At 75.6% G+C, this 6,117-nt stretch carries 1 pseudogene; it reads right to left on the reverse strand.

Going from position 1 to position 6,117, the window contains the following annotated elements:
- Positions 1-8: 8 nt before the first annotated feature.
- Positions 9-6,026, reverse strand: a pseudogene (locus tag ACIPYS_RS05890) (SDR family NAD(P)-dependent oxidoreductase); the annotation flags it as partial.
- Positions 6,027-6,117: the final 91 nt, after the last annotated feature.

Below are 6,117 nucleotides of genomic sequence, written 5' to 3' on the forward strand. Positions count from 1 at the left end.
CCGGCGGCTCAGGACGTGCGCCGCTCGATCCCCTCGATCCCCTCGATCCAGCGGCGGACGGCGTCCGCGGTCGACGGGGTGTGGTGCTCCAGCACGGTGAAGTGGTCACCGGTGATGTCCTGGACCTCGTGCGGCACGGGCCAGTACGCCCGCCAGTCCTCGCGTTCCGTGCTGTCGACGACCATGCCGCGCAGCGGGGTGTCCGCCCGCAGCGCCAGGACCGGCGCCGTGACCGGGCCCGGCTGCCAGCCCGCGAACACGTTGTTGTAACCGCCCATGGCGGTGAGGCTCGCGTCGCTCCAGACCATGTCGTACTGCTCGATCCGGTCGATCATGCCGCCGAGCATCGAGTGCAGCCACCACTCCCCCATCCCCTCGCGCGCCGCGGCGTCGATCGGGTACGAGTCGACCAGGACCAGCCCGGCCACCGACCGGCCGCGCGCCTCCAGCCGCTCGGTGACGGCGTGCGCGACGCAGCCGCCCATCGAGCGGCCGACGACCACGAACGGACGGTCTTCGTCGAGGAGTTCGAGCACGGCATCGGTCTGCATGGCGAGGTAGGTGTCGAGGTCGTCGGGCAGCAGCTCGGACGGGTCCCAGCCCGGGGAGGGGACGACGAAGACGTCCCGCTCGCCCTCGAAGGCGTGCCCGAGCCGGGCGTACTCGTGCGGGCCGGAGATCGCGCTCAGCGCCGGGAAGGCGACCACGGCCAGCCCGCCGTCCCCGGAGGCGAGCCGGATCGGCTTGAGCGCGCGCTCGGCCCGTTCCTCGACGCCGAAGCGGTCCCGCAGGCCGGAGGCGACGCCGATCAGCGCCGAGGCCTCCGGGAAGCCGCCCCGGGCCGCGAGGCGGCGGTAGAGCGTGGACAGCGGGTTCCGCGGATCGTCGACCGCCCGGGCGCCGGCACCCCCGGCCGGTGCGGCGGGGACCGCCGGGTCCACCGTCGAGCTCGCGATCAACTCCGCCAGGTGAGTGGCGAGTTCGTTCGGGTCCGGGTGGTCGAACGTCACCGTCGGCGGCAGCCGCAGACCGGTGACGGCGGTGATCCGGTTGCGCAGCTCGACCGCGCTCAGCGAGTCCAGGCCCAGGTCGTTGAACGCCTTCCCGGACGGCACCGCGGCCGGCTCGCTGCCGAGCACGGCCGCGACCTCGGTGCGGACCAGCTCCAGGGCCGCCGCGACCCGCTCCTCCTCGCCCAGCGCCAGCAGCCGGGGCAGCAGGCTCGGCGCCGCGGCGGCCGGGGTCGCCGCACTCGCGGCGCGCCGGGCGGCCGGGACCAGGCCGCGCAGCAGCGGCGGCACCTCGCCCTGCGCCCGGACGGCGGCGAGGTCGAGCGGGACGGCGGCCAGGAAGCCGGCTCCGACCCGCTCGGCGGCGTCGAACAGGGCCGTCCCGCGCTCGGTCGGGATCGGCCGCAGTCCGGCGCGGGCGGCCCGGCGCAGGTCCGCCTCGGTGAGGTGCCCGGTGATGCCGCTGGTCTCGGCCCACTGCCCCCAGGCCAGCGACTGGGCGGGCAGACCGATGCTGCGCCGGTGGGCGGCGAGCGCGTCCAGGTAGGTGTTCGCGGCCGCGTAGCTGCCCTGCCCGGGGCCGCCGAGCACGGCGGCGACGGAGGAGTAGAGCACGAACGCCGCCAGGTCGTGGCCGCGCGTCAGCTCGTGCAGGTGGCGGGCGCCGTCGGCCTTGGGGGCCCAGACGGCAGCCAGCCGCTCGGGCGTGAGCGTGCTCAGCACGCCGTCGTCGACCACACCGGCCGTGTGGACGACGGCGGTCAGCGGGTGCGCCGACGGGACGGCCGCGATCGCGGCGGCGAGCGCCTCGCGGTCGGCGGTGTCGGCGGCCGTGATCGTCACGTCCGCACCGAGGGAGGCGAGTTCGGCCCGCAGTTCGCCCGCGCCGGGCGCCTCCGCGCCACGACGGGACAGCAGCAGCAGATGACGCACCCCGCGCTCGGCCACCAGGTGCCGGGCCAGCAGCGCGCCGAGGGTCCCGGTACCACCGGTGATCAGCACCGTGCCCTCCGGGTCCCACACCCGCGCCGAGGTCTCGACCTCGGGAACGGCCACCCGGACCAGACGCGGCACCCGCGCCCGGCCCTCGCGCAGGGCCAACTGCGGTTCGCCGCCGGCCACCGCCGCCGCCAGCGCGGCCTGCGACGCCCCGGTGCCGTCGGTGTCGACCAGCACGATCCGGCCCGGACTCTCCGACTGCGCCGAACGCACCAGACCCCACACCGGGGCGGCGGTCAGGTCCGGCGTCTCCGAACCGTCGACCGCCACGGCCTGCCGCGTCAGCACCACCAGCGGCGTTCCGGCACCGTCGTCCTGCGCCAGCCACTCCTGGAGGGCGGCGAGCGTCTCCACCGCGTCCCCGTCGACGGGCAGCACCTCCCCCAGCGGCCCGGCCGCGCCCGTGAGCGCCACCTCCGGCCAGTCGAGCCCGAACAGCGCGTCCCGCCCGACGCCGCCCGCCGGGGCCAGCTGCTCGGCGGAGACCAGCCGGGCCCGGAGCGCCTCCACCGAGGCGACCGGCGCGCCGTCGGTGTCCGCGACGTCGACGGCCAGCACCTCCGGCTCGGTGTAGCGGAGCCGGACCCGCAGCGCGCTCGCCCCGCCGGCGTACAGCCGCACCCCGCTGTAGGCGAACGGGAGGCGGCTCACCCCGGGCGGGCTGTCCACCAGCCGCTGGTGCACGGTGAGGTGGACCGCCGCGTCCATCAGCGCGGGGTGCAGGCCGAACCGGGCGGCCTCCCCGGCCTGGGCCTCGGGCAGCGCCACCTCGGCGTAGAAGGTGTCGCCGTCCCGCCAGGCGGCCCGCAGCCCCCGGAAGGCGGGCCCGTAGGCGAGTCCCCCGGCGGCCAGCTCCTCGTAGAGGTGCTCGATGTCCAGCGCCTCCGCTCCGGTCGGCGGCCACTGCTCCAGGCTGACCACCGGAGCGGCGGCGGGAGCGCCCAGCAGGGTGCCGCTCGCGTGCCGGGTCCAGGTGTCGTCGACGGCCGAAGGGCCTCCGGCCGGCCGCGAGTGCACAGCCACCGGGCGCGCGCCGACCGCGTCCGGCGCGCCGACGATCACCCGCAGGTGCAGCGCGCCGTTCTCGGGCAGCAGGAACGGCGCTTCGACCACCAGCTCGTCCAGGGTGCTCGCGCCGACCTCGTCGCCCGCCCGGACCACCGACTCCAGCAGCGCGGTGCCCGGGACGACCACCGTCCCCTGCACCGCGTGGTCGGCGAGCCAGGGGTGGGTGGCGAGCGAGAGGCTGCCGGTGAGCACCGCGCCCTCGCCGTCGGGCAGCGCGACCACTGCGCCGAGCAGCGGGTGACCGGTGGGCGTCAGGCCGAGGCCCCCGGGGTCGCCGGTCCGGGCGGCGGGCTCCAGCCAGTAGCGGCGGCGCTGGAAGGGGTAGGTGGGCAGCACGACGGACGGACGGGCGGCGCCCAGCAGGGCGGTCCAGTCGACCCGGTGGCCCCGGACGTGGATCCGGGCGAGCGCCGTGAGCGCCGTGCGCTGCTCGGGGCGCTCGCGGCGCAGCACGGCCGTGGCGGTCAGGTCCGGGTCGGCGGCGGTGTCGAGGATGCCTTCGACGAGGCCGGTGAGGGTGCCGTCGGGGCCGAGTTCGACGAAGGTCGTGGCGCCCTCGGCGGCCAGGGTGGTGACCACGTCGGCGAACCGCACGGCCCCCCGGACCTGGCGCACCCAGTACTCCGGATCGGTGATCTCCTCGGCGGTCGCGACCCCGCCCGTCACGTTGGAGACCACGGGAAGCGTCGGCCGGTGGAAGGTGAGCGTCCTCGCGACGGCCAGGAAATCGTCCAGCATGCCGTCCATGTGCGCCGAGTGGAACGCGTGGCTCACCCGCAGGCGACGGGTACGACGGTCCGCGAAGCGCTCCCGGACCGCCTCCACCGCAGCCTCGTCGCCCGAAACCACCACCGAGCGGGGCCCGTTGACGGCCGCAATGTCCGCGCCGTCCACCAGAACGGCCCGCACCTCTTCCTCGGTCGCCTCCAGCGCGACCATCGCCCCGCCACCGGGCAGGGCCTGCATCAGCCGCGCACGGGCACCCACCAGCACCGCCGCGTCCTCCAGCGACAGCACCCCCGCCACGTGCGCCGCCGCCAGCTCACCGATCGAATGGCCCGCCACGAAGTCCGGCCGCACCCCCCACGACTCCAACAGGCGGAACAGGGCCACCTCCACCGCGAACAACGCCGGCTGCGTCCACCCGGTCCGGTCCAGCCCCTCGCCGGACTCGATCACCTCCGCCAACGGCAGACCCAGAGCGTCGGCCACCGCATCGAAAGCCCCGGCGAAAACAGGCTGCGACGCATACAACTCCCGCCCCATACCAGCCCGCTGGGAACCCTGGCCCGAGAACAGGAACGCCAGACCACCCGAACCCGCCACACCCCGCACCACGTCCGCACCCTCGGGATCACGCAGCAACGCCGCGTCCCCCAGCACCACCGCCCGCTCCTCCAACGCCGCGCGTGTGGCGACCAGGGACCTGGCGAGCTCCAGCGGATCGGTGACGAGAGCCAACTCCGCCACCCGGTTGCCCTGTTCGCGCAGCGCCTCGGGCGAACGCGCCGACACCACGAACGGCAGCAGCGCACCGTCCACCGTCGGCACCACAGTCGTCGCCGTCGTGGACTCCTCCACCGGCGCCTGCTCGACGATCACGTGCGCGTTGGTGCCGCTCGCACCGAACGCGGAGACGCCGACCCGGCGCGGACCGTCCACGGCCGGCCAGTCCCGGGCTTCGGTCAGCAGTTCCACGGCGCCCGCCGACCAGTTGACGAAGGGGGTCGGCTCCTCGATGTGCAGGGTCTTCGGCAGCACGCCGTGGCGGATCGCCTGCACCGACTTGATCACGCCCGCCACACCGGCCGCCGCCTGGGTGTGACCGATGTTGGACTTCAACGAGCCCAGCAGGAGCGGCCGTTCGGCATCCCGTTCGCGGCCGTAGGTGGCCAGGATCGCCTGCGCCTCGATCGGGTCGCCGAGCCGGGTGCCGGTGCCGTGCGCCTCGACGGCCTGGACGTCGGCGGCGGACAGCCGGGCGTCGGCCAGGGCGGCGCGGATCACCCGCTGCTGGGCCGGGCCGTTGGGGGCGGTGAGGCCGTTGGAGGCGCCGTCCTGGTTGACCGCGCTGCCCCGCAGCACCGCCAGCACCTCGTGACCGTTGCGGCGCGCGTCCGAGAGCCGCTCCACCAGCAGCAGACCCACGCCCTCCGCCCAGCCCGTCCCGTCCGCACCCGCCGCGAACGCCTTGCACCGCCCGTCGGCGGACAGGCCGCGCTGCCGGGAGAACTCCACGAAACCCTGCGCCGTCGACATCACGCTGACCCCGCCGGCCAGGGCGAGGTCCGACTCGCCGGAGCGCAGCGACTGCGCGGCCAGGTGCAGCGCCACCAGCGAGGAGGAGCAGGCCGTGTTGACGGTCACCGCCGGGCCCTCGAAGCCGAAGGTGTAGGAGATCCGGCCGGAGGCCACGCTGTCCAGCCCGCCGATCCCGAGATAGCCCTCCAACTCGCCCGGGGCGTCGTGCAGTCGGGGTGTGTAGTCGGTCCCGGCCAGGCCCGCGAAGACCGCCGTCCGACTGCCGCGCAGCGCCGTCGGGTCGATGCCGGCCCGCTCGAACGCCTCCCAGGCGGTCTCCAGCAGCAGCCGGTGCTGCGGGTCGGTGGCGAGGGCCTCGCGGGGCGAGATGCCGAAGAACTCGGCGTCGAACTCGGCGGTGGTGTCCAGGAATCCGCCGTGCCGGGTGTAGGAGGTGCCGGGGTGGTCGGGGTCCGGGTCGTAGAGGGCGTCGAGGTCCCAGCCCCGGTCGGCCGGGAACCCGGTGATGGCGTCGCCGCCGTCGGCCACCAGCTGCCAGAGGTCCTCGGGCGAGGCGATGCCGCCGGGCAGGCGGCAGGCCATGCCGACGATCGCGATCGGTTCGCGCTTCGCCCGCTCCACCTCCTCCAGACGGCGGTTGGCCTGGCGCGCGTCGGCCAGGGCGCGCTTCAGATAGTCGCGGAGCTTCTGGTCGTTGGACATCGGTGCCTCTCGCAGGTGCGGTCGTACGGGTGCTGGCGGGTGGGGGCCCGACGGCCGCCGCGAGGGGCGGCCGTCG

Origin of the sequence: Kitasatospora sp. NPDC089913 (genome assembly GCF_044748625.1) — a bacterium.
Lineage (GTDB): Bacteria > Actinomycetota > Actinomycetes > Streptomycetales > Streptomycetaceae > Kitasatospora.